This is a genomic window from Olivibacter sp. CPCC 100613 (genome assembly GCF_036959255.1).
In the GTDB taxonomy this organism is placed as follows: Bacteria; Bacteroidota; Bacteroidia; order Sphingobacteriales; family Sphingobacteriaceae; genus Olivibacter.
In genome coordinates, this window is record NZ_JAWMTI010000001.1 from 247,401 (window position 1) to 270,070 (window position 22,670).

The following is a 22,670-nucleotide window of genomic DNA, read 5'->3' on the forward strand; positions in this document are numbered from 1 at the left end:
GATGAGCAGTCACTATTTATTTATTCAAATTTTACACCTTTTTAACCTCGATTTTCTCATTCAACGCTTTAGTGTAAGCAAACCAGCATTCCGTGTAATCTTTTTCGTAAAAGCATAAATAGTTACTTTCTTTATTACCATAACACTGAATCTATTAATTGCTCATTACTAAAACACATTATATGGAAGCTCTCGCAACGATTACCCCCGAATCATTAGCCCTTATCCATTCCAAAATCCTGGACCCTTCCCTTAGCCAAAACAATCGCGGGCCTCGATCGCGGGAAGAGTTATTTCAACTTATTGACGTGCATACACCTTATTATGCGCTTCAAGACGTCCATGTATTAAAAGACAATATCGTCGCCGCAAAAGTAATCGCCGAATCACCTCTTGGATTCGAGCAATCACCCATTACAATGGCCGAAGCCTGTCGGCACCTTGCCATTCTCGGTTCAGTTGCTTGCGCTACCATCAACCCTAACCAGTCAAAGCACTACTACTTAGCCCATAAGGGAACCTACAAACGAGTTTCAAACGAAAAATTTGCGATTGGCAAGCCCCTCACCGTTTTGGCTGAGTGTATTTCATTTGATAAACGACTTGCTAAAGCCAAAGCTTGCCTCATCGACGAGGAGAACAAGCTGATCTGTGGTATCGATGTCAGCTTTCATGTTATCCCCCAAGCGATGTTCAATAGGCTCTTTGCGCATACCTATCGCGATTGCTTACCTACCCTGGCCAACCCTTATACACGCAAAAACACATTGCATGATTTAAAATTATATGATACAGGAGCAACCGCTTCCTTAGGTGAAGTGCAGGAACACTATTGCAGTGGCCATTTCCCCAATCATCCGGCCTTGCCTGTAGCTGTACTGATGGGAGTACTTCACGATCTTTGTATAGCCTTTGTTCATCACGCCCTTCAGAACAAGCAAGCCAAACTCCTTGTAAACGAATGCACTTTACTAGCTGACAATCTCGCATCAACAGGCGAGGTTATCCAGTTGGAAGTCCAGCAGGAAGCCCGAACCAACGATTATTTCAAACTACGTGGCATTGCAAAAACCAACAGCGGAAAAACCGTCGGTGATATAACGACAATTATTTGCATTAGGAGTTCGTTGTAATCCCGCTAAAATCAGGGATAACGTTAACATTAGCTTTCCGCTAATTTAGTGGTTAGGAAGTCTATCCATTTACCGCGAATAAAAGTATGGGTTGAGAAAGAAGGTTATCTATAAGATCCTTCGATTTATTTCACTTCTTCTGCTTCCGAAACCAGGTGTTAACAAGATCCTGATGTTCATCAACCCATTGTTTCGCTGTTTCTTTTTGATTTTTACTTTCTTCCATTTTAGCGAGCAAGTCTGACATCGTTTCATCATCAAAGGAAATTTGTTGGAAAAAGCCGTACACTTCCGGAAACTCCTTATCCAAACCTTCACGAACATAGGCTTCAATCCGTTCAGCCTCACCATATACTTGCTTCGGATCCTTTAGAAATTTCAGGTCGAAGCGAGCAAACATCCAGTGCGGCTTCCAACCAGTCACGATAATCCATCGCTTTTCCCGAACGGCCTTTTGCAATTCCGAAATCATCGCCACCGTTGAGGAATTCAACTGCACATAATCCAAGTTATACTCCTTTAGTACCCGATCCGTAGCCGCTGCAATACCCGAACCCCGCTCAATACCGATCATCCGGCCACCAAATTGATTTTTGTGCTTATTCAGTTCATCAATTGAATTGATCGTTACATAATCCGGAACCACCAAACCCAAAAGCGCCCCCTCATAAATAATCCCTGTACTGTGTATTTTGCTAAAGCGGGCTACTTTATCTCCATGTGTCTTTGGCAACCAAACATCCATGTAAGCATCCGTATCCCCATTATCCATCGAAGCAAACAACAAGTTCGGTGCCGCCTTCTGTAATACAACATGATATCCGGCCCTGTTCAATGCTTCCTGTGCCACTAAAGTCATGGCTTCCCCCTCCGCCCATCCGGATACTACCCCTAAGCTAATCCGTTTGTTTACATGCTTGCCACAGCTCAAAAAAATGCAGCAACACGCACCCATCACTATCTGTTTAAATCTTATCATCTTTGCCTATCTTTTGCTTGTGCTTCTATTCCCGAACGATTGCGTAATACGGTCCAGAATAATCGCTAAGATCACCACCGCTAAGCCACTTTCAAAACCCAAACCAATGTCCAGATTATTAATACCTTCCAACACCTTTTCACCCAAACCACCTGCCGCAATCATACCGGCAATCACCACCATTGATAAGGAAAGCAAAATGGTTTGATTAATGCCCGTCAGAATCGTTTTCAGGGCCAAAGGTAATTCCACCTTAAGCAATATTTGCCGTTGCGTTGCTCCCAATGAACGGGCTGCTTCAAGCACATCACCCTGTACCTGCTCAATCCCAAGTGTCGTTAAACGCACTGCAGGTGGCATGGCGAAAATAATCGTCGCAAAAGCTCCGGGCAACTTCCCGATACTGAAAAAAAGAACCGCAGGAATGAGGTATACAAAAGCAGGCATCGTCTGCATCAGATCGAGCAATGGCCGGATAATTTTATGGGCCGTTTGGTTCTTGGCCGACCATATTCCCAAGGGCACGGCAATCACTAAAGCAATTAGTGTGGAAGATAAAATCAAAGCCAAAGTTTGCATCGTTTCTTCCCAAAAACCCATCAGATAAATCAACCCCAAACCCAATAAAGTAAACAGCGCAATCCCTTTGCCCGCCCGTCTCCAAGCTATAAACGTAAACAAAGCAATCGTGACGTAAAAAGGAATGCTCACAAATATCCATTCAACCCCCTCAATACCCGCATTGCCCGTATTTTTAATAAAATCAAAGAATGGCCTCAAGTTTTCCGTCAACCAGTTTACGGCCTCCGCTACATATTGCCCTATATCGATAATTTTTTCCATGTGCTAATTGTTATTCGCTTGTTTTTTCAATTCCGTAATATCCTGCTCATCAAATCGCGTGGCCTCGATAACCAGTGAGTTCTGTGTTACTATCCCCAGCAATCGTTTAGAATCACCATCAATCACGGCAATTGGCGATCGTGTTGAAGTAATTAAAGGCAACATCTCTTCTACGGTTAAAGCAGTGGTGACCGAAGGCACATCCTTAAGAATAATACTTTCCACGGTTTTCTCTTGTCTTTTTGCCGCTGCTACCGCGTCCTTCACCCATACAAAACCCAGAAATTCGTTGTGATCATTTACAACAGGCAATACATCCAATCCCGTTGCTCGCATCTTACGTAAAGTACCTTCCGGCCCATCCTTTCCAAAGCGCACCACGGTTGGCTTTTCATGCATCAAGGCGCCCGCGGTAATAATGGCTTTCCGATCAACTTTCTTAACAAAAGCCTCCACATATTCCGTTGCAGGATTGGTCAGTATCTCCTCCGCCGTACCAATCTGTTCAATCACCCCATCTTTCATAATCACAATCCGATCGCCCAGCTTAATCGCCTCGTCCAAATCATGCGTAATAAATACAATGGTTTTTTTCACCTTATCCTGCAAGTCCAGCAATTCATCTTGCATTTCCGTTTTAATTAAAGGATCAAGTGCCGAGAAAGCCTCATCCATCAGCAAGATTTCGGGGTTATTGGTTAAAGCTCGTGCCAGACCGACACGCTGCTGCATCCCACCCGAAAGTTGAGGGGGATATTGATGCTCAAAACCATGCAAGCCAACCGTATCAAGAGCCTCTTGTGCTTTTTGCTCGCGCGATTCCTTTCCCTCTCCCCGAAGCTCCAAGCCAAAGGCTACATTTTCGATCACCGTCCGATGCGGTAACAGCCCGAATTTCTGAAACACCATACTCATCTCCGTACGGCGTATGTCCAACAGTTCCTTATTGTTTTTACCGGTTACATCATCACCATTAATATAAATGCTCCCTGCGGTGGGCTCAATCAAGCGGTTCAAACAACGTAATAAAGTAGATTTCCCGCTGCCCGACAGTCCCATAATCACGAAAAACTCACCTTCGTAGATTTCAAAGTTTGCGCGGTTAACCCCAACCGTACACTGCGTTGTTTCCAGGATTTCCTTTTTTGATTTGCCCTCCTTTAACAGCCGGAGAGCCTTTTCTTTATTTTTTCCAAAAATCAATATCAAGTCTTCGACTTTTATCTTGATGGGTCTGGTTTCTTCCATATGAATGAAATATTAGTGAACACCGAATTGTTTAGTACATTGAACGATTATTGGATTTTAGGTAAAAATTACAAATACCGAAGGCCTCAAGTACAGACCTTATGCAAGGGCGAAATGGTTAACGCAATAAAATAATAAAAGTCCTAAAATCCTTATTCTTTTAAAACCAACAAGGGGGGACTTTAAAAATTTTGGCAATATTTTTTTCCTGAGCGGGATAACATAAAATATACCTGCTTTTATATAATTTTTCTATTGCCATGGGTGCAAAGGTACGAAAAATATATTTTATGCCCCTTTTTGAGGCTTTAAGACAGGTTGAATGGTTAATTAAGCTTGTTAAGTATCCTTTTCAGCAAGTGGATATTCTTTTAATTTTATGCTCGAATTATCATAACGTAACGTACCCTTCCACTTACCGTTTACCGTATCCTGTATGCCTGAGTTGCGGTCTCTAAAAACAGCCCGGAAAGAACAAGTCAGGTTATAAGCGTCAATCTCAGCGCTGACCACTAAGCGTGATCGGGGCGGAATCCGCAGGTGTAAGACATCCTCGATCGATTGCTTATAGGGTTCTTCCTGGTCTGCAGTTAATCGAAAGCTATTTGCATAAAAGCTGTAACGGTTATCTGCATACCATATTGAAGGTACCTTTACCCGAAACGTATCCAGCATTAAACCTGCCGGCAGCGGCGTTATTGAATCAAGTAAAAAATTCGACTTCTTGACCAGTTCATCATAATTGACCTTGACATCTTGCTGGCTCAGGCTACTGCCCGGATTCGTCAATTCAGCACCGGGTAATTTAATCGTTGTGGTATCGACACCATCATCTCCCTCTAGAAAATAGTGGAAGCTGAGCAGTTCATAATGAGGCGTAATCACTTCCAATTCTTCGTCTTGGAATGCTATCTTGTCCTTATTACAGGCAACTAAAAACACGCCAATTATCGCGAAAGAAAAGAATCGTAAATATGTCAACATCTAGATACTTATTGGTTGATAAGCAGCGAATATACTAAAACTATCGGAGTATATCAGCCTTATACCTAACAATTTCCTTTGACGGACCACAACATTCGGGAAATACAGACATATCTACGGGAAATACAGGTATCACTCAGGGCATTGCTCCAATCTACCTTTGTTTTGTTAACATTAAAGACATTGATTATGGAACACAAAAAATTAGTATGGTTATCACTGGCAGCCTTGCCGATCTTGTTTACGGCTTGCGACAAAGATGACGACAAGGGGTCACAAATGGGAGTACCCTCTACCATTACGGTGGAAAACGTATTAGATTCTCGCCCCTTGGTTGAATCCGGAACATTTCAAAATGAAGGTTCTGCGCCGGTGATTATGCCAGGAGAATCCCTATCCTTCCAATTCTCAGCAGCAAAAGGGCAAGCGCTCACCTTTGCCACCATGTATGGCTGGTCCAATGATTTATTCTTTGCACCCGAAAATCCGGGCCTTACCCTTTACAAAGAAGACGGCACCCCTATTGAAGGCGATGTATCCGACCAGATCAAACTATGGGATAACGGTACCCGTATCAATCAAGTACCCGGTGCTTCCGTAAGTCATCCAGGTACCGCAGAAACAGCTACTCAAAATATCACCGAAGTTGCCGGTACCGATGCACAGGGAAACACGTATGCTGCCGCCTCAGCTCTGATGAATGTCAGTCTACATTATGAAGGTAATTCAACCTTTACGCTCACCATCAACAATACCTCCGGAAACACCAACAACCCAACCCCTTTCAGTCCGGGTGTATGGGCAATTTCCTACATTGCCGGAGGCGATCTTTTAAGTCCAACACCCTTGTATGAATCCGGTAAGCCAAGCGCAAATGGTTTAACAAACATTGCAGAAATGGGCGACAACAGCGTGCTCGGAGAATATATCCAAAGCCAAACCGGCATTTTTACCCCTTTATCACCGATATTGGTCGTTGTATACAAGGATATAGACAATCCCATCTATAAAGTCGGCGAGAACGATCGCGGACAAGGTCTAAAAGAGCTTGCCCAACAAGGAGACGCCAGCATATTGGCCGATCATCTCAAAACAGTTGAGGGTGTAAAAGCCGTTTACGTTTTACCCGCTGCCAATTCAACGGTGTTGTTACCAAAAGTAGGAGAACAGGCAGGAAGCAGTGTCTCGCAGCAATTGAGTATCGCCGAAGGGGATCGGCTGGCAATTGCCACGATGTATGGACTATCGAACGATTGGTTCTTCGCCAGTAAAGATAATGGTGTAGATGCCACTCAAAAAGGAGATATTTCTAGCTCAATAGGCTTATTCGATAACGGAACGGCCGTCAATCAATTCCCCGGAGCCGGTATCACCCAGTTTAATTTGGCAGGTACCCCGCTGGAAGAAAGTGAGCCTATTCAAGAAGTGCCTAATCCCAATGCATTTACCACATTACCCGAAATCAATCACATTATCAAAGTCACGCTCCAATAAATCAATGCTTAGTGCGATGGGCGAGCTTGTAGCAATGCATCTCGCCCATCATTAAAAATAATAAAAATGAAAAATGCATTCCATATTTTAACAAAAGAAGAAGTTTCCGAAAAAAATAAAAAGCTCTTCGAGAAGATGGAAAAATCCTTCGGTAAAATCCCCAATCTCTACAATGTAATGGCCTATTCTGAACATGCATTAGAAGCTTATCTCACCTTAGAAGATAGTTCCACCTCTCTTAGCCATCGAGAAGTAGAAGCTGTCAATCTGGTAGTAAGTCAGGTGAATAATTGCATTTACTGCCTCAGCGCCCACACCCTCATTGCACGGTCGACGGGTATTGGAGAAAATGCGGCCCTGGCCATTAGGGGCGGAACCATTCCTTCCGATCCGAAATTAGACACCTTGGTAAAGCTAGCCAAAGAGATCACTGAAAAAAAGGGGCAGATTGACCGTAAGCTATTGATTGCCTTTTTTGAAGCAGGTTATACCAAAGAAAACCTCGTTGATTTAATTATGTTAATTGGTGATAGAACAATCAGCAATTTACTACATGCCGTAACCGAGGTACCTGTCGACTTTCCCTTGGCCAAAGAACTCGTATAAATAAAGTAGAACGCTATTTAACTTACAAATGAAAAAGAAGAATACAACAGGAAAGTCTTTCCATTTGATCTATAAAGTGACTCTTTTGTCGATTATGAGTGCAATCATAGCAACAAATACCTTCGGTCAAAATTCGATGCAGAACGATGAGAAAATGATGAAAAAAGAGGGAATGGATTTGATGTATAAGGCTCCTGAGTCACCCGAAGATATCAGTCCGTTACTGACCGGCGAAACAATCCCGATGATCACACTGAAAGATGTTTCCGGTAAAGACTTCGAACTCCATCAGGCGGTAGCGACTAAGCCCACCATACTTGTTTTCTATCGAGGTGGTTGGTGTCCGTACTGCAGCAAACAACTCGCCGCTTTGCAAGAATTAATGCCCGAGTTGGAAAAAATGGGTTATCAGTTAATCGCGATTAGCACGGACAGTCCTGATGGATTACAGACCTCTGCAACAGAAAAGCATCTGGGTTATACCCTACTTTCCGATGCCGATTTAAATGCATCCAAGCAATTCGGATTAGCTTTTAAGGCCCCGAAAGCGTATTGGGAAATGTTGCCCAAAACCACCGGTGGTATGAATCAAGATCTCCTATTACCCGTACCTTCCGTCTTTATCCTCGATAAAAGTGGGAAAATACACTATGAGTACATTAATCCCGATTTCAAGCAAAGGCTCAGTACAGAGCTATTGAAAGCTGTAACACAAACCCTCTATAAAGAACTATAACATGAAGTACATAAAAATCTGTTTAAGTAGTTTCCTGATCATTCCTTTTTGCTGGCTGTTACCGATCAAGCTGGCTGCTCAAATGAAAGAAAAAGCGATGACAACGGAAAGCGAAATCCGGTTTACAGAAGGTAAATGGAAAGATGTAATGACAAGAGCCAAAAAGAGTGGTCAATATATCTTCGTTGACGCTTATACCTCTTGGTGTGCACCTTGTAAACTGTTGAAATCAAGAACCTTCAAAGAGACCCATGCGGCCAGTTATTACAATACCAATTACATTAACTACCGTATTGACATGGAAAAAGGAGAGGGGCCAAAATTAGCCGAAAAGTGGCAGGTAAGCGCTTATCCTACCTTGCTCTTCTTCAGTCCCGAAGGGAAGTTGCTTATGCGGCAAGTAGGCTTTGTTACGGGCGATAAACTCATCGACTTCGGGAAACAAGCAAAAACAAAAAGCTAGGAAAGAAATTTTGGCATGATAATCCATAGATTTGATAAAAATTGAGCGGTAGACAATGATCAGTGAATACATCGAAAACAGAACATTGGGTCGGTTTGTCATGCATAGCAACAACCGACTGCTCGCAGGGAAGGGTATACGGGAAGGAAATCCCGTCCCTATCAATACATTCGTTTATAATCGCGGAGAATCCCAGCGCGTGATCATCGATGAAATTGAATACATTATGCCCCAAACCTGTATCCTACCCTTGGTAGCCAATCAACATTTTCGGTTTGAGCATCCGGAAAACCTCGTTGCTTGGCAATTCAATCGCGAGTTTTATTGCATTGTAGATCATGACGCGGAAGTAGGCTGCGTCGGTTTTCTCTTCTACGGCATTCAGCATCCCATGTTTATTCGATTGGAACCGGAAGAAGTGAGCGAAATGGAGCATCTAGCGGATGTTTTTTCCCGTGAATTAAAGGTCAGGGATAATTTTCAGGGGGAAATGCTACGGACGCTGCTCAAACGCGTCATCATTAAGGTGACCCGTATTGCCAAGCAGCAGCATGAAAGCTATCAGCTGAATCCGGACGAAAAGATGGATATTGTGCGGAAATTTTCCCTTCTCTTGGAGGCGAATTTCAAAACCGAGCACGAGGTAAAATTTTATGCTGCCCTGCTGAATAAATCACCCAAAACCCTAAGTAATGTATTTGCCTTGCTAAAACAGTCGGCCCCTTCTGTTCTTATTCGTAACAGAATCATCCTGGAAGCCAAACGCTACCTCCATTATACCGACCGATCGGCTAAAGAAATTGCCTATGAACTCGGTTTCGAAAGCCCTGCCCATTTTAGCAAATATTTTAAACAGCATACCGGGCATAATATTTCCGAATTCAGAACAACCGAAGAGCGTGATTAAAAGAGCCAAGCTATGATAACTATCGAGATGCCCCTCATACAGGCGATCAGTGAGGAAAATAGAAATTATGTTCAATATTTTGATGAAAAACTCGGGCACGTGCCAAACCTCTATCTATCCATGATGCATTCCAATCATGCATTTGGAACCTTCTACCGCTTTCATGGTCGGAAAAACAGTCTTTCTTTAAAAGAACGTGAAGCCGTTAGCCTCGTGATGGCCCAGCTGAACAATTCGCTTTATTGCCTCAGCGCTCATACCATGATTGCCAAACTGAATGGATTCAGTGAGGAGGAAATCATGCAATTACGTGACGGAAACGCAAATTTCGACACCAAACTTGCTACGCTCGCCCGTTTAGTAAAAAGTATGGCAGTACGCAAAGGTAAAAACATCACCGATGAATTAGATGCCTTCTTTGATGCGGGCTATACGAAAGAGCATCTACTAGATGTTCTGGAAACCATGGGAGAAAGCTATATGAGCAACTTCTTGGCAAAAACGATGCAAGTGCCGCTTGATTTTCCAGAGGCACCTGTGCTTAAAAAAAATGACGAAGATGGAAATGATTAAAAGAAGATACGGAATGCGGGATGTTTTCACCCTGTTGTGTTTACTCATGCCTTTAGGGGCCTGCAATGCGCAAGAACAACCTACAGAAAAAACGTCCATTTCGGTTAACGAAGAGAAAATGATACCGAGCAGCGCTATAAAAACTGATACGGCAACCTTTGCCGCAGGGTGTTTTTGGTGCGTGGAAGAACAGTTCAAACAGCTGAACGGCGTATTAAGCGTAACTTCGGGTTATACCGGAGGACATGTTGAAAACCCAAGCTATGAAGAAGTGTGTGCCGGAAATACCGGACATGCAGAAGCGTGCAATATTGTGTATGATCCGTCAAAAATAACATACGACGAGTTATTGGAAGCCTTTTTTGTAGCTCACGATCCAACTCAATTAAATAAACAGGGCAACGATATCGGTACACAATATCGATCAGCCATTTTCTACCACAACAAAAAACAGCAGGAATTGGCTACCTATTACATCAAACGGCTCGATGAAGAGCATGCCTATAAAAAACCTATCGTAACCCAGCTAGCCTCCTACACTCGCTTTTACCAAGCTGAAGATTACCACCAAGACTATTATATCAATAATTCAGCTGCGCCTTATTGTCAGATGGTTATCAAACCCAAACTGGATAAATTCAGAAAAGTTTTCAAAAACAAGCTGAAAGCGCAAGGCAAAATTTAAATGATTGAACGATGAAAACATGCATTTTCTCAACGCTACTATGTATTGGTCTCTTTACGCTAGCGAGCTGCCAAAGTAAAGCACAGGACATGAAAAAGTCAAACCCTTATTATTCCCGTAGAGACACCACACATTTAAGTGTATCCGATAAAGAATGGAAAAAAATCCTTTCCGCTGATCTTTACGAAGTGGCGCGTAAACAAGGGACCGAACGAGCCTTTACCGGTAAATATTGGGATAGTGAAATAAAAGGAACTTATTATTGCGCTGTTTGCGGCAATAAATTATTCCGTTCCGATGCCAAATTTGCCAGTAGTTGCGGGTGGCCAAGTTTCTTTGAACCATCACGGGCCGGAAGCGTATACTATAAAAAAGACAATTCTTACGGTATGCAGCGTATTGAAGTAAAATGTTCCCGTTGCGATTCGCATTTAGGTCATATCTTTGATGACGGCCCTGCACCTACGCACAAACGATATTGCATGAATTCCGTCTGCCTTGATTTCGAACCAGGCCGGCTTTAAACAAAATCTGCCCACGATGCCTGCTCTTCATAGTCCATCAGCGCTACGGCATCATTATTCGCATGGAGTTGGCCGACAAACATTTCCAAATCCATCTCCACATGTTTTTGCGTAATAGCCACCAACTCGCGATTAAAACCGGCGTCCTGTAACACAACCGCCATCTGAAAGCATATCACCCGTGCAATTATTCTACCCAAGGTTAACAAATCTCGTTTCTTCGGCTGTTCCGGAAAAGTAAAATCCAGGCTTTTGGCAAAATAAGGCACCGCCTGTGCCGTCAGCGTATAAGTTTTCAAAAAGCGCAGTAGATTTTGCTCTTTATGCTTCCGCATAAGTTTCGCCACCGATTCGGCGACCTGTGTATAAAGCATTTCATTAGAACCCTCAAAGATTTGGAAGGGCCTGCTATCCACCACGGCCCGGCCCGCTAAGTGATCTAAACGATACCCGTTAGCGCCCGACAGTTGTAGCGCCATTTGTGCCGACTCATGCATTAAATCTGTTACCAAGGCCTTTACACTGTTTGCATCAATTCCGTTCCCGGAAACATCCTGTTCAATCGAGCTAACCGCTGCCCCATAAGAGCACATAGCCGAGCATAAGGTATAAGCCGCCTGTATGCGCGATAGCTGAAATTGCACCGCATCCATTTCGTACAAACGGAGACCTGCCACTTGCCTTTCTTTGCAGTGACGCAAAGACTCATCCAACAATCGTTTAATAAAGCCCATCCCCATCCCAGGAAACTGTAACCTGCTACGATGCAAGGTATCCAACATCAACTTCAAGCCTGTACTCTCCGGATTCAAGCGATGCGTCATTGGCACTTCTACATCAATATGATTCAAGCCATAGGGTATCGCATAAAGTCCCAAACTGTTAAAACGCTGTTTTACCTCAATTTGCTGTTCTGCGCAGGCGTTATCCGTTAAAAAGAAATCAATATCGCGTACCAACTCACCCTGCTCATTTTTTCTACGAGCCGCCACCAACCAGAAATCGGCTTCTCCGGTTAAGCCTTGCCAATGCTTTTCACCCTTAATCCGGTAGCCGGCCTCCAGTTCCGTGTAGCAAGTCTGCATATTCAGTGCATCACTACCATAATTCGGTTCCGTAATCATCAAGCCCCCCATCGCCTTATGCTCCAAAAACTTGTTAAACACCTGCTCCTTCATTCCCACATGCCCATACTTGGCAAAAGGTTCCAAAAACAGGGCAATATTAATCCCAAAAATGAGCGAAAGCGATAAGGACTCATAAGATGCTGCCGATAGTACTTGTAAGCATTCCCTTACGTGCATTCCGCGTCCACCAAAGTTTTCAGGAATTGCCACGGCAAGCGGCTGCATATCCATAATTTCACTCAAAAAACTAGGTGGCAGCCCCCGCTTCAAACTGAGGGCATTGTAATCATATCTTGCATTAAACAAGTTCGCGAGGTGTTTCCTGAATGCCTTTATAAAGACATCAAAACGTTGGACTTCATGGGTAGGCGCTGCTATATTTATCATGGTGGTATACTATTTACAATCAACTAACACAAAGCTACTGATCACAAATACAAAAACCTGTTTGATTCTGTGCGAAGACTAGGACAAATCGTGCATATGCCCTGTATTATTATTTTATAGAGTGGCGATAATCGGTAGGAGACATGCCTACTAGTTTTTTGAATACACGCGAAAAGTACGATGGATCCGGAAAATCCAGCTCATAACAAATATCGGATACACTTTTACTGGATTCAAATAACATCAACTGTGCATGCATCACCAGCACCTCCAGTATCAGTTGTTTCGATGATTTATTGTAAACAGCCGACACACATCGATTTAAATAGTTGGCCGAGATCGCCAGCTTGTCGGTATAAAAGCCAATATGCTTCTGTTTCCGGCAATGTTTATGCACCAATTGCTTGAATAAGGTGGCAATCTCCTGTGTTCTGCTAAGGCTATGATTTGATGCCGAGAGTTTGATAATCTTCAACAGCAGAGACTTCAGCAGACTTTCGGCCAGCTCCTTGTAGGGGTCAGGCGTATGCGATTCTTCATAAAGCAATTTAAAAAGCTGATGAAGTCCGAGGCTCGTTTCAACCGTTAAATTCAGCAATGGTGAAATGGTAAAGATGTTTAAAATCTCCTGCTCCCGAAAAATGGAAGTCATGGCACTATCGTTGATCAAAACACAATGCCCTTTTGCCGAAATATCAACAGATTTGATGGCCGCGATATTACCATAGGTGCTAATAAGAATTGCCGGTGCTTTCACCGTATACACCTTCGAACCGACCTGGTGTGCAAAAGATCCTTCCGTAATGTGCACCAACAAATTATAGCCAAAGAGTATGGGTGGTACCGGGATCTTGATATAAGGCGCAATTTCACTGAGCCGAAACACCTTTACCGCCGCATGCTGATAACGTAGGTGGTCCATATTACCCACCATAAAACGTGCTACAAACTCATCTGCATTAACCGGTTTTTCCATAGCTGATACAAACTTAGCGAAACCACCCCTCTTGTGCAATCCCAAAGTGGTTGATTTCAAATTAAGCAAACGGTTGCGTTTGTCAAATAGTTGTGAACTTCGAATACTTTTTTTAGCATTGTATATACGAACGCCGTAAAACCAGTTACAAACCATATCACAACGAGGCGGTGCTAGCAGATAATTGCTTATCAGTTTTCATTAGAAGGCTCAATGGCTTACCATAAAACACCAATGATGGATCAACAAGTACTCCTTACTCGTATTAGTCGTGGCGACAGAAGTGCTTTCGATACGCTGTATAAAAATTATCGCCCGTTTATCTACGCCTTTTTCCTTCATTATGTAAGACAAACCGATCTAGCAGAAGATTTATGTCAAGAACTGTTCATTAAAATATGGGAAAAAAGAAGTTCCCTTGCCGACATTCAATCCCTTAAAGCTTATTTACGTGTTGTAGCCAAGAACCTCGCCCTTAATACACTCAAAAAAATGGCCCATGCCGAAGCCGCTAGCAAAGAACTCAGCAACTACATTTCCCCCAACGGTTACGAGAGCACCTACCTTCACATACAAGATAAAGAATACTTCCGTTTGTTGAAGCTTCAGCTCGATAAACTACCGAGGCGTTCGCGCGAAATTTTTCTACTTTGCAGAGAAGAAGGTAAAAGCTATGCCGAGGCAGCCGAAGAAACCGGTGTTTCTCGCAGTTCCATCAAACACCATATGATCGAGTCTTTGCGGTTCTTGAAAACCTTCGTAGAAAAACATCTCGACATTACCGTATCCCTGGTATTTTCGTTCCTTACCGAATTATTCTTATAAAAAATCATTTTTTCTTGCCCTCCTAGCCTTCCCGATTGTCATAGTTAAAATGAGATTCAGCAATGGACGATCTAGGCTTTTACAAAACGCTCATAAAACGATATAAAGATAAAACAGCCACCAAAGAAGAAGAGTTTCTTTTCTTTAAGCTTTTACGCGAAGGAAAGATCGATTCCGCACTCTTAAAGGAGATGGATGAACAGCTGGAAGAAGGTCTTTATCCGCCCATCACATCCACCCGCAAAAAAAAACCTTTCATCGCCCTGCTTCCCTATGCTGCCAGTATCCTTCTATTGCTGGGTCTTATCGCCTATTATAATCTTCGTACGAACAAAATAAACACGGGAAATCCGGCGGTAGCCAAGGCCATTCCCTACGACGTATCAGCAGGCACCCATAAGGCCATCTTGACATTGGCAGATGGCCGTCAGATACCCCTCGACAGTAACACGTCCGAGGAGCTAAAAAAAACAGTGGAAATTAGCCTCCACAATCCAAAAGTGGGTTTATTAGTTTACAAAAGTGCCGGTAGACCGCAAGATAGTGTCCAGTATCACCAAATCCGTGTACCCCTTGGTGGGCAATATCAGGTGGTTCTTCCCGATCAAAGCAAAGTTTGGCTAAACGCAGGGTCAAGTCTGCGTTTTCCCGTCACCTTCTCCGCCCATAAACGCGAACTATTTTTAGAAGGCGAGGCTTACTTCGAAGTAAAAAAAGCCCTTAAACCTTTTACGGTAGTAACTGCACATCAACAAGTACAAGTACTCGGAACCAGCTTTAATGTAAAAGCCTATACCGATGAGCAACAAACCGTTACCACCCTGCTTTCAGGAAGTGTCAAAATCAAGGCAAAGGGCATACCGGCAGGTACGGGCATCCTCAAACCCAATCAACAGGCCATCAACGTGCACCGCAACGGAACCCTTAACAAGGTTTCGGTAGAAGCAAAAGATTTCGTAGCCTGGAAAGATGGATACTTTGTTTTTCATCACACCAAAATGGCCGATGCCATGCAGCAAATTGCCCGGTGGTACGATGTAGAAATCGATGTCAAACAAATGCCCGAAAAATATCTATATGCTGTGTTACCGAAAGATGTAAAGCTATCAGCACTGCTCGAAATGATTGCGCTCACCAGTAACACCAAATTCAAGTTAACGGAAAGGAGGGTGTCTTTATAAGATAAGAAATACAAAGAATCCTAAATGATGTCGGAGATGTTACCAGCATCTCCGACAAATAGGCAAACACATCCAATTTAGCATAAACATCAGAAATTGATCACCTAATTTACAAAAGTATGAATTTTAACGAAGATGCTTGTAAGGTTATGCAGGCAGCTACTTATAAGCCTATACCTGTTATCAGGATACCAACTAAACACCTATTGAAAATGAAACTGACCGTCTTTTTCGTATTAAGTTTTGGTTTATTTGCCTCGGCAAGCGTATTTTCTCAAGAAGTATCGCTGCGTGTCCGCAATGCCTCCTTAGCGCATGTCATCAACGAAATCAGAAATAGTAGTGGATACACTTTTATCTATGACGCCGAATACCTCCAACAGGCATCCCCCATCAGTATCGAGCTCAAAAACACCCCCATCGCCGAAGCACTTGAAAAAATCTTTAAAAATCAACCCTTCACCTACATCGTCAAAAACGAAACCATTATTCTTACCCCAAGCAAATCCGGTCAGCAGGAGCCGGCAGTCGTGGTGCAGCTTACCATTAGCGGTAAAGTAACCGCCAAATCAGGCGAAGCACTTGGTGGTGTAAGCGTACTGGAAAAAGGAACGAGCAACGGTACCTCCACCAAAGCCGACGGTTCTTTCACCTTGACATTGCAAGGGCAGCATCCCGTATTGATCTTCCAGTATATGGGGTACAAAAGGCAGGAGCAGTCGGCCGGTCAGTCTTTTCTAAATATCACCTTAGAAGAAGACCTCGCGCTTTTAGAAGAAGTGATGGTCAGCGTTGGTTACAGCAAAGTGAAAGAAGAAGAGTTAACCAGTGCCGTCACTACGATAAAAGCCGAAAAGCTCCGCGACGTTACCGCCAATAACGTGGGGACGATGCTACAAGGAAAAGTAGCCGGTTTACAAGTTGTAAACAGCTCCGGTCAACCCGGTGCCAGTCCGGAAATACGTCTTCGCGGCGTATCGTCCATCAACGCCTCACAAAGCCCGCTCGTTGTAGTAGATGGCATCATTGGCGGCAATTACGACCCAAACGACGTTGAAAGTATCACGATCCTCAAAGATGCCGGTGCCACCGCTATGTACGGTTCGCAAGCCAATGCAGGTGTCATGATCATCACCACCAAACAAGCCTTTGACAACAAAAACATCTTTGAATTCCGAGCCACATCCGGGGTAAAGACAGCCGATTTCGGCACCATGAAAATGATGGATGGTGCCATGCTGTACGAGCATCATAAAAACCTGTACCGCGATTATATCGTTGGCGAGCCTAACAATTCCTACAAAATAGATTTACTTAAATTCTACAGCGAGCGTCCGCTTAGTTTGCGCGATCAGAATTACAATTGGACAGGTGAGCTCTTCTCAGCTTCCCCTACTACCAATATTTATTTCTCCGTACGGGGAAAAACCGAAAAAAACAGCTACTATGCCGCCGCTTCCTATTATGACGAAAAAGGCACCTTTTTGAATACCCAATACAAGCGCCTCAACCTACGTGCCAACAGCACCTATCGTTTTTCCGAAAAAATACACGTTAGAAACAACCTCAACATCAGCGGAAGTATTGGCAATAGTTACGATTATATGGACATGTATTATGCTTTCCTGAACCTTCCTTGGGATAATCCCTACGATGAAAACGGGCAAGCCCTATATGTAGATGGCAATGTACCCTTCCGATGGTGGTCGAGAGATAAAGTAAACCCCGTTCATACCATTAAAAACTCCGATCATCCTTATAAAGGTTTTGATGCCAATTATGATTTCACCTTTGAGTATCAGATTGTTCCCTGGCTCAGCTTCTCATCGGCCACCAGGGTATCTGCCGGATACAACAAAGCCACCAATTACTTTTCACCTTTAGTGGCCGGTGCCTATAACGGTACCGGGTATCTTGAAGAGTCCAATTCTCTATTCTATGGCGGCATCTCCAATAACCTGTTGCGCTTTAATTTCGACCTGCAGCAACATCATATTAACGGGCTCGCCGGCGTAGCCTTTGAAGGCGGACGAAACGAATATTCGGGCGGATCCGGAAGAGGTCTGCCTGAGGGCTTGCGTGTCTTGAATGTTGTTTCCAATAACCAAATGGTAAACGGCTACTTCGATCGGTCGGCCATGCAATCCCTTATTTCGCAGGTAAATTATAATTATGCCGGGAAATATTTCCTAACAGCGTCCTTCCGCGTAGACGGATCGTCCGCCTTTCCACCGGGCAATCAATATGCTTCCTTCCCCGCCATTTCCGGTGCTTGGTATGCCAGCAAGGAATCCTTTTTAAGCGCTATCGACTGGTTGGACAACCTCAAGATACGGGCCAGCTACGGCGTAACCGGCACACAGGACATTGGTGCTTCCCGTTTTCTTGGGCTCTTTTCACTGGCCAGCCAATACAACTCCTCTGTAGGTGCCATCCCTTATCAGCTGGCTAATCCCAACTTAACCTGGGAAAGCAAGCATCAATACAACGTCGGTATCGATTTGGGTATTTTCAGTCGCCTAAACCTCACCGTTGACGCTTATAAAAACATCACCAAAGATTTACTGCTCCAAGTTTCCCAACCGCTATCTGCCGGTTTTGAGGTGAAATGGGACAATGCCGGCCGGGTCAACAACGAAGGAATTGAGTTAGGCATTAATAGCAAGAACATACACCGTGAAAATTTTGAATGGAGTACCGATCTGACCATTAGCTTTAACCGCAATAAACTATCAAGATTACCCGCCGATATCGTGCGTACAACCTCCAGAAGCGTATCCCAAATCTATCGGAACGGTGGCAATCTATACGAGTTTTACATGCCCAAGTGGGGAGGCGTAGATCCGGCAACAGGTGCGGCCCTCTGGGAAAAACTGATCGAAGATAGCGAAGGTCGGGTTATTGCCCGGGAGATGACACCCAATTACGCGGAAGCCACCCAGCAAGAAGTCGGTTCAGCACTTCCCCGTTATCAGGGAGGTTTCAACAACTCCCTACGGTATCGCCGTATCAACCTACAGGTAAGTACCGCGTTTAGTCAAGGGAACAAAGTCTTCAGCAATGACTTGCGTTACGTATTCAATGATGGTAATGAGCCCTATTACAATCAGGTGCAACGACCGAAAGGAACCCTCATCTGGGCAAAACCAGGCGATATCGCCACCGAACCCAGTCCACAACATGCGGCCAATGCTTCCGAGCCTTCTTCCAGGTTCCTGAAAAATGGTAGCTTTTTCCGCATTCGGAACATTAGTCTGTCTTACAGTCTACCCGAAAAATTTGTCAAAGAACGATTAAAAATGGCAGATGTCACCATCGGGTTGAGTGCCGATAATGTCTACACCTTTACCGACTTTCTGGGGCAAGATCCGCAAACGACCATTATCTCCGAAAGTTGGACCATGCCCGGTGTGGCCGACTTTAAATATCCCAATAACAGGCAATTTCTATTTAACATCAGTTGTAGGTTTTAATCTTAGTCCCATGAACATACAAAAATCCATAATCGTCCTTTTGCTGAGCACCCTCTTGGGCAGTTGTAGCCTCGTAGTAGAACCATCGGACGCCATCACCACCGGCAACCTGGTAACCACCACCGATGGATTGCAGAATGCCCTGAACGGCGCCTATTCGCTTTTTAAAGATCGTGTCGAATTCAATGGTGTGATAAGCACCAACAATATGTATCTTCGGCAATATTATCATCTCTCCGATTTTGCGAGCGACGATATCGTCTGTGGTCAGGTAACTACCGATCCCTTCTTCTATAGTTTTACCCAAGACCATGCACCCACCCAAGCCAATACCCGCTTTTTCTGGTACATTTCCTATAAAATCATCAATACAGCCAATACCGTCATTGAAGCCGTTGAGCAAATAACCGAGCGCGATGCCGCTCAACAGCAGCTATTGGGAGAATGCTACTTTTTACGTGCCTTCGCCCATTTCAATCTTGTTCGCTTATTCGCCAAACCTTATACAAGTGACCCCCAAGCGCCGGGCATTATTTTACGATTGTCCCTCAGCGAAGGAAGCGCCAAAGCCCGTTCCAGCGTAGAAGAAGTGTATGCTTCTATCTTAGCAGATGCCACTACCGCAGCCGAGCTCATGAACAGCTCCCGAGGCTCGCAGTACGCTTCTAAAGAAGCTGCCTGGGCGCTGCTCTCCCGTGTAAATCTCTACAAAGAAGATAACGCCAAAGCCATTGAATATGCCGATTTAGTGATCAATTCCGGAAAATTCACACTGAGCACGCCCGGCACCTATCCCACGCTTTTCCCCAACGCCACCGCTGCTAGTGAAACCATTTTCTGCGTTGCCTTCACCACGGTAGACGACTACGGACGTGGCTCCATTGCTTCTATGGTATACTCAGATGGCAACTCCGGTTGGGGAGAAGAATTTGCTTCCCAATCGCTGATAGACCTCATGAACGCGCATCCCCAGGATATTCGCTTCACCTACATCGAAGCCCCTGGCAGTGGCAGTGGGGCAACCGAACGTAAGAACGGTATCCCCATTCGCTATATTCGCAAATTTTCCTATCAAGACGGCAATCCGAATCTCAGCTCGCCCATTATGTTCCGCTTAGCTGAACTATACCTCAACCGGGCAGAAGCCAAGGCTAAGCTCGGGCAAACAGCCGAGGCATTGGATGACCTGGACATCATCCGTGAAAATCGAGGACTTAGCGATGTGTTATATCATCGCCAATTACCCGGCGGGCTCAGTGCACTGGATGCCGTCTTAAACGAAAGACGTATTGAGCTTGCTTTCGAAGGACATCGGGTATTTGACCTGTACCGCAACAAGCGTAACTTAGAACGCACCTATTGGGGTTATCACCTACCCGGCTTACGGGAATCAGACATTGATTTATCGCGCAAACCTTCCGGCTATGCCAATATGACCCTTAGCTGGGAGCATCCCCGTACGATCTATTATTTACCTATTGATGAGATACTCAGTAATCCACTCGCCACCCAAAACCCCTAAATCGCAAAAACATGAATAAGTTATTATATCCATTCATCGTTCTTACAACCCTGTTATCAGTAGCAGGCTGTAAAGACGAACAGGCCGTTATACCCGCAATAGACGTCATTTATGAACTTGAGGTCAGCGGCAATGAAGTTAAGTTCATGAATAAAACAACAGGCGCCCAATCCTTCCGATGGGATTTCGGCGATGGTGAAGAATCGACCGAAGAAAGCCCTACCCACCATTACCCCGGTAAAGGAAAATACGTACCCACCCTATATGCCACCGTTGACGGCAGCACCTATGAAGGATCAACCGTCATCATGATCGCCAAAAGCTCGCCTGTCCGGATAGACGATGGAAGCCTGGCAGACTGGGAAAATGTTACAGAACATGTACTCAATCCAGGCCCAAACGGCGGTATTGCCCAAACACTTAAATTAGATTATGATGGTAACTATATTTACCTCTATATGGAGTTGAACACAAGCCCGGCGAACGGAGACATTTTCGATTTTTACATCGATAGCGACAACAGTGCAGCGAGTGGTTTACTAACCGGAACCTTTACAGAAGGAGCCTATGACATCCTCTTAGAAGGCCCCCTATTAGACGGCGCATTAGACGTTTTCTACCATAATGGAGCCCAGGTAGATTTCAGTTTTGTTCAGCAGTCTATTAGCGATTATTACAGTCTCGGCACCGTTGAAAGCAGCGGTAATCAAACCCGTTTTGAAATGCGTATAGACCGTAGCAAATTAAAAGGCCTTACCGGAACCGCCTTACGTCTAGGCATTACCCTTACTAAGAACGATTGGTCTGCCCAATTAGGCAGTGTACCGCTCAATGGGCAACCGGCCTATCTATTAGGAATGGACGATTAATAACAGTATAAAACGCTCAGATCAAATGGAAGAAAAGAAAGTACAAACACGGATTTTATCGCTCGACGTTATGCGCGGGCTGATCATGATCTTATTGGCAGCAGAAAGCTGTGAGCTTTACACCTCCTTATCCGCAACATATAAAGGTGGCTGGCCACAAGCCATCATTCATCACTTTTTCCATCATGAATGGCATGGCCTCTACTTTTGGGATCTGGTGCAGCCCGCCTTTATGTTCATTGCCGGCACCTCCCTTTACCTATCCTATCAACGCAAAGCAGCTGCAGGGGTCAGCTGGTCACAGCACTTTAAAACCGTCGCCTGGCGGGCAGCAAAGCTCTTCGCCTGCGGTGTTGCCCTGCATTGCGTATATAGTGGAAAACTCGTTTGGGAGCTATGGAACGTACTGACGCAATTGGCCTTTACCACCGTCATTGCCTACCTGATTATCCGTTGGTCGCTCCTCCAGCAATTACTATTCAGTCTTTTCCTGCTCCTGATAACGGATTTACTCTATCGTTTCACGGCCATACCGGGATATGATCAAGCCTTTGTACTAGGAAAGAACTTCGGCACCTACGTCGATATGCTCTTGATGGGCAAAGATAATGACGGTGGTTGGGTAACCATCAACTTTATCCCAACCGCGGCGCACACCATTTGGGGCGTCCTGGCAGGTAAAATTCTGCTAAGTACCCCGAACGATACGGTAAAAAGCAAACAGTTAATACTGGCTGCCCTCGGGTGTCTACTAATAGGTTATGCCTTGGATTGGATGCAGCTAAGCCCGATCATTAAACGCATCAGCACCCCTGGTTTTGTATTCGTTTCCGGCGGTTATATTTTAGCAATACTAGCCTTCTTCCGCTGGTTGATTGATATAAAAGGCTATCAGTCCAAGGCATGGATCTTTGTTGTGGTCGGCATGAACCCTATTTTCATTTATCTATTTTTTGAAACCGTTGGCAAAGAATGGTTCAACGGTGTCGTCGATATTTTTGTAGGCGGTGGCTTTCATCTCCTCGGCTTATCTAACGATACCACCGCCATCTTCGTTGCCATCGTTACGCTTTTCTGCGAATGGTATTTATGCTATTGGCTATATCAAAAACGTATCTTTTTCAAACTATAAATT

21 protein-coding genes are annotated in these 22,670 nt (G+C 44.4%); 15 read left to right on the plus strand and 6 right to left on the minus strand.

From position 1 onward, the window contains the following. Nucleotides 1–182 precede the first annotated feature (182 nt). Nucleotides 183–1,133 (plus strand): hypothetical protein, encoded by a 951-nt coding sequence (locus RYH73_RS00945; RefSeq protein ID WP_335311376.1) that lies wholly within the window; start codon nucleotides 183–185, stop codon nucleotides 1,131–1,133. A gap of 130 nt (nucleotides 1,134–1,263) precedes the next feature. On the opposite strand, the gene RYH73_RS00950 is transcribed toward RYH73_RS00945, so the two are convergent. The 4 genes from RYH73_RS00950 to RYH73_RS00965 form a co-directional block, all read right to left on the minus strand. After that, nucleotides 1,264–2,112, minus strand: a complete 849-nt coding sequence (locus RYH73_RS00950; RefSeq protein WP_335311378.1) for a glycine betaine ABC transporter substrate-binding protein — start codon at nucleotides 2,110–2,112, stop codon at nucleotides 1,264–1,266. A gap of 6 nt (nucleotides 2,113–2,118) precedes the next feature. Beyond that, nucleotides 2,119–2,955, minus strand: a complete 837-nt coding sequence (locus RYH73_RS00955; protein WP_013664119.1) for an ABC transporter permease — start codon at nucleotides 2,953–2,955, stop codon at nucleotides 2,119–2,121. Between the two features lie 3 nt (nucleotides 2,956–2,958). Next, the gene (locus RYH73_RS00960) at nucleotides 2,959–4,203 is read right to left on the minus strand and encodes a quaternary amine ABC transporter ATP-binding protein (RefSeq protein WP_013664120.1); all 1,245 of its coding nucleotides are present in this window, start codon (nucleotides 4,201–4,203) and stop codon (nucleotides 2,959–2,961) included. Nucleotides 4,204–4,542: 339 nt separating this feature from the next. Further along, on the minus strand, nucleotides 4,543–5,187 hold the full coding sequence (locus RYH73_RS00965; protein WP_335311380.1) for a hypothetical protein: 645 nt from the start codon (nucleotides 5,185–5,187) through the stop codon (nucleotides 4,543–4,545). Nucleotides 5,188–5,376: 189 nt separating this feature from the next. On the opposite strand from RYH73_RS00965, the gene RYH73_RS00970 reads away from it, so the two are divergent. From RYH73_RS00970 to msrB, 8 genes are all read left to right on the plus strand, one after another. Further along, nucleotides 5,377–6,681, plus strand: a complete 1,305-nt coding sequence (locus RYH73_RS00970; RefSeq protein WP_013664122.1) for a spondin domain-containing protein — start codon at nucleotides 5,377–5,379, stop codon at nucleotides 6,679–6,681. Nucleotides 6,682–6,747: 66 nt separating this feature from the next. Continuing rightward, the gene (locus RYH73_RS00975) at nucleotides 6,748–7,287 is read left to right on the plus strand and encodes a carboxymuconolactone decarboxylase family protein (RefSeq protein WP_335311381.1); all 540 of its coding nucleotides are present in this window, start codon (nucleotides 6,748–6,750) and stop codon (nucleotides 7,285–7,287) included. A gap of 28 nt (nucleotides 7,288–7,315) precedes the next feature. Further along, entirely contained in the window at nucleotides 7,316–8,023 is a 708-nt protein-coding gene (locus tag RYH73_RS00980; RefSeq protein ID WP_335311382.1) for a peroxiredoxin-like family protein, read from the plus strand. A gap of 1 nt (nucleotide 8,024) precedes the next feature. After that, nucleotides 8,025–8,486 carry a thioredoxin family protein gene (locus RYH73_RS00985; RefSeq protein WP_013664125.1) on the plus strand — a complete coding sequence of 154 codons (462 nt, stop codon included), beginning with the start codon at nucleotides 8,025–8,027 and terminating at the stop codon, nucleotides 8,484–8,486. A gap of 55 nt (nucleotides 8,487–8,541) precedes the next feature. After that, nucleotides 8,542–9,393, plus strand: a complete 852-nt coding sequence (locus RYH73_RS00990; RefSeq protein ID WP_130855062.1) for an AraC family transcriptional regulator — start codon at nucleotides 8,542–8,544, stop codon at nucleotides 9,391–9,393. Nucleotides 9,394–9,405: 12 nt separating this feature from the next. Next, a complete protein-coding gene (locus RYH73_RS00995) occupies nucleotides 9,406–9,966 on the plus strand; it encodes a carboxymuconolactone decarboxylase family protein (protein WP_335311384.1) in 561 nt (186 codons plus the stop codon). Then, nucleotides 9,953–10,651: a peptide-methionine (S)-S-oxide reductase MsrA gene (msrA, locus tag RYH73_RS01000; RefSeq protein WP_335311385.1), complete on the plus strand. Its 699-nt coding sequence runs from the start codon at nucleotides 9,953–9,955 to the stop codon at nucleotides 10,649–10,651. The genes RYH73_RS00995 and msrA overlap by 14 nt, the downstream gene beginning before the upstream one ends. Before the next feature lie 11 nt (nucleotides 10,652–10,662). Then, on the plus strand, nucleotides 10,663–11,175 hold the full coding sequence (gene msrB, locus RYH73_RS01005) for a peptide-methionine (R)-S-oxide reductase MsrB (protein WP_335311386.1): 513 nt from the start codon (nucleotides 10,663–10,665) through the stop codon (nucleotides 11,173–11,175). On the opposite strand, the gene RYH73_RS01010 is transcribed toward msrB, so the two are convergent. After that, nucleotides 11,172–12,689 carry an acyl-CoA dehydrogenase family protein gene (locus tag RYH73_RS01010; protein ID WP_335311387.1) on the minus strand — a complete coding sequence of 506 codons (1,518 nt, stop codon included), beginning with the start codon at nucleotides 12,687–12,689 and terminating at the stop codon, nucleotides 11,172–11,174. The genes msrB and RYH73_RS01010 overlap by 4 nt on opposite strands. 109 nt (nucleotides 12,690–12,798) lie before the next feature. Then, complete coding sequence (locus RYH73_RS01015; RefSeq protein WP_335311388.1) at nucleotides 12,799–13,665, minus strand: helix-turn-helix domain-containing protein; 867 nt, start codon at nucleotides 13,663–13,665, stop codon at nucleotides 12,799–12,801. 213 nt (nucleotides 13,666–13,878) lie between these two features. Between RYH73_RS01015 and RYH73_RS01020 the strand changes: the two genes are divergently transcribed. The 6 genes from RYH73_RS01020 (at nucleotide 13,879) to RYH73_RS01045 (ending at nucleotide 22,667) form a co-directional block, all read left to right on the plus strand. Next, a complete protein-coding gene (locus tag RYH73_RS01020) occupies nucleotides 13,879–14,490 on the plus strand; it encodes an RNA polymerase sigma factor (RefSeq protein WP_335311389.1) in 612 nt (203 codons plus the stop codon). 62 nt (nucleotides 14,491–14,552) lie between these two features. Further along, complete coding sequence (locus tag RYH73_RS01025; RefSeq protein WP_335311390.1) at nucleotides 14,553–15,671, plus strand: FecR family protein; 1,119 nt, start codon at nucleotides 14,553–14,555, stop codon at nucleotides 15,669–15,671. Nucleotides 15,672–15,790: 119 nt separating this feature from the next. After that, nucleotides 15,791–19,144, plus strand: a complete 3,354-nt coding sequence (locus RYH73_RS01030) for a SusC/RagA family TonB-linked outer membrane protein (RefSeq protein WP_335311391.1) — start codon at nucleotides 15,791–15,793, stop codon at nucleotides 19,142–19,144. Beyond that, entirely contained in the window at nucleotides 19,080–20,666 is a 1,587-nt protein-coding gene (locus tag RYH73_RS01035; RefSeq protein ID WP_335311392.1) for a RagB/SusD family nutrient uptake outer membrane protein, read from the plus strand. The genes RYH73_RS01030 and RYH73_RS01035 overlap by 65 nt, the downstream gene beginning before the upstream one ends. 11 nt (nucleotides 20,667–20,677) lie before the next feature. Next, nucleotides 20,678–21,535 (plus strand): PKD domain-containing protein, encoded by an 858-nt coding sequence (locus RYH73_RS01040; RefSeq protein ID WP_335311393.1) that lies wholly within the window; start codon nucleotides 20,678–20,680, stop codon nucleotides 21,533–21,535. Nucleotides 21,536–21,560: 25 nt separating this feature from the next. Further along, nucleotides 21,561–22,667, plus strand: coding sequence for an acyltransferase family protein (locus tag RYH73_RS01045; protein ID WP_335311394.1), 1,107 nt, complete (start codon nucleotides 21,561–21,563; stop codon nucleotides 22,665–22,667). The last annotated feature ends 3 nt before the right edge of the window (nucleotides 22,668–22,670 follow it).

Coding starts and splice junctions, on each gene's coding strand:
- RYH73_RS00945 (WP_335311376.1), top strand. CDS start 183: ATGGAAGCTCTCGCAACGATTACCCCCGAATCATTAGCCCTTATCCAT.
- RYH73_RS00950 (WP_335311378.1), bottom strand. CDS start 2,112: ATGATAAGATTTAAACAGATAGTGATGGGTGCGTGTTGCTGCATTTTT.
- RYH73_RS00955 (WP_013664119.1), bottom strand. CDS start 2,955: ATGGAAAAAATTATCGATATAGGGCAATATGTAGCGGAGGCCGTAAAC.
- RYH73_RS00960 (WP_013664120.1), bottom strand. CDS start 4,203: ATGGAAGAAACCAGACCCATCAAGATAAAAGTCGAAGACTTGATATTG.
- RYH73_RS00965 (WP_335311380.1), bottom strand. CDS start 5,187: ATGTTGACATATTTACGATTCTTTTCTTTCGCGATAATTGGCGTGTTT.
- RYH73_RS00970 (WP_013664122.1), top strand. CDS start 5,377: ATGGAACACAAAAAATTAGTATGGTTATCACTGGCAGCCTTGCCGATC.
- RYH73_RS00975 (WP_335311381.1), top strand. CDS start 6,748: ATGAAAAATGCATTCCATATTTTAACAAAAGAAGAAGTTTCCGAAAAA.
- RYH73_RS00980 (WP_335311382.1), top strand. CDS start 7,316: ATGAAAAAGAAGAATACAACAGGAAAGTCTTTCCATTTGATCTATAAA.
- RYH73_RS00985 (WP_013664125.1), top strand. CDS start 8,025: ATGAAGTACATAAAAATCTGTTTAAGTAGTTTCCTGATCATTCCTTTT.
- RYH73_RS00990 (WP_130855062.1), top strand. CDS start 8,542: ATGATCAGTGAATACATCGAAAACAGAACATTGGGTCGGTTTGTCATG.
- RYH73_RS00995 (WP_335311384.1), top strand. CDS start 9,406: ATGATAACTATCGAGATGCCCCTCATACAGGCGATCAGTGAGGAAAAT.
- msrA (WP_335311385.1), top strand. CDS start 9,953: ATGGAAATGATTAAAAGAAGATACGGAATGCGGGATGTTTTCACCCTG.
- msrB (WP_335311386.1), top strand. CDS start 10,663: ATGAAAACATGCATTTTCTCAACGCTACTATGTATTGGTCTCTTTACG.
- RYH73_RS01010 (WP_335311387.1), bottom strand. CDS start 12,689: ATGATAAATATAGCAGCGCCTACCCATGAAGTCCAACGTTTTGATGTC.
- RYH73_RS01015 (WP_335311388.1), bottom strand. CDS start 13,665: ATGGAAAAACCGGTTAATGCAGATGAGTTTGTAGCACGTTTTATGGTG.
- RYH73_RS01020 (WP_335311389.1), top strand. CDS start 13,879: ATGGCTTACCATAAAACACCAATGATGGATCAACAAGTACTCCTTACT.
- RYH73_RS01025 (WP_335311390.1), top strand. CDS start 14,553: ATGGACGATCTAGGCTTTTACAAAACGCTCATAAAACGATATAAAGAT.
- RYH73_RS01030 (WP_335311391.1), top strand. CDS start 15,791: ATGAATTTTAACGAAGATGCTTGTAAGGTTATGCAGGCAGCTACTTAT.
- RYH73_RS01040 (WP_335311393.1), top strand. CDS start 20,678: ATGAATAAGTTATTATATCCATTCATCGTTCTTACAACCCTGTTATCA.
- RYH73_RS01045 (WP_335311394.1), top strand. CDS start 21,561: ATGGAAGAAAAGAAAGTACAAACACGGATTTTATCGCTCGACGTTATG.